We start from the raw sequence: 1,006 nt of genomic DNA, 5'->3' as shown, positions 1-1,006 counted from the left end.
TAGGAACTACAGCCGATCCTTTTAAAGTAGAGGACCTATCCATCGTAACGGCCAAATTGGCCAATGATGCGGTAACGAGTGTAAAGATTTTGGATAATGCCGTAACCCCATTAAAAGTAGATGCTTCCATAGCAGGAACAGGATTGATAAGGTCTGCAACAGGAGTATTATCAGTTGACGGAACTGCAATCACTGGCGACGGGAATATTACTTCTAGCGATTTAACGGTAGGGGGCGATCTAAATGCTTTGCTAGGAGATGTTACCCTGGAGATAGCCGCAGGAGCTGTAGGAATCACGGAGTTGGCCGATGGAGCTGTGACTAGTGCGAAAATTGTAGATAAAGCAATAACCTTATCAAAATTGGAAGACGGTACTTCGGACGGGCAGGTAATGCAATGGGATAATGGAACTTCTTCCTGGACATTAGTAGATTTAGGTTCAGTAACCGTTACTGAAAATGATGGTGTAATCGGAAACGAAGTAGTCGGGGCTACCGATGGCACTTTAATCCGTTCAGGATCTGGGACAACAATTAGTCCCTATACATTGGACGTATCCGCAGACGGAATTACCAATGCAGAACTTGCCGACAACGCTGTCCAAACAGAAAACATATTAAGCGGTGGTACCGATAAGGTTTTGGTTACGGATGCATTGGGTACAGTGGAATGGATCGATAAAACATTTTTAAATACGGATGAGCAAGACCTAACCTCTGCAACACTTACGGGCACCAGCCTTGAGATTGCAATAGAAAATGGGGCGCCTGTAACGGTGAACCTTGCTAGCTTGGTGGACGATGCCGACAGTGATCCTACCAATGAATACAACACAGGGATCAGTTTTGATGGGGCCAACCTTACGGTAACTGATGGAGGCGGAAACCAAACGATCAATATTTCAGGAGTAAATACAGATACCCAAGACCTATCGATAGATGCAACCGGAAAGATCATTTCCTTAGTGGATGGTGGTTCGGTAACGATCAATGCGGACGATGCCGA

The 1,006-nt window shown here is 45.3% G+C and carries 1 protein-coding gene; it reads left to right on the top strand.

Going from position 1 to position 1,006, the window contains the following annotated elements:
* A partial coding sequence (locus BUA16_RS18800) for a hypothetical protein (protein ID WP_178338930.1) occupies positions 1-1,006 on the top strand: 1,006 nt, incomplete at both ends.

The sequence above is a fragment of the Arenibacter nanhaiticus genome, assembly GCF_900141935.1.
In the GTDB taxonomy this organism is placed as follows: Bacteria; Bacteroidota; Bacteroidia; order Flavobacteriales; family Flavobacteriaceae; genus Arenibacter; species Arenibacter nanhaiticus.
Note: the sequence above shows the minus strand (reverse complement) of the source record. Positions and strands in the feature narration are given on the sequence as shown.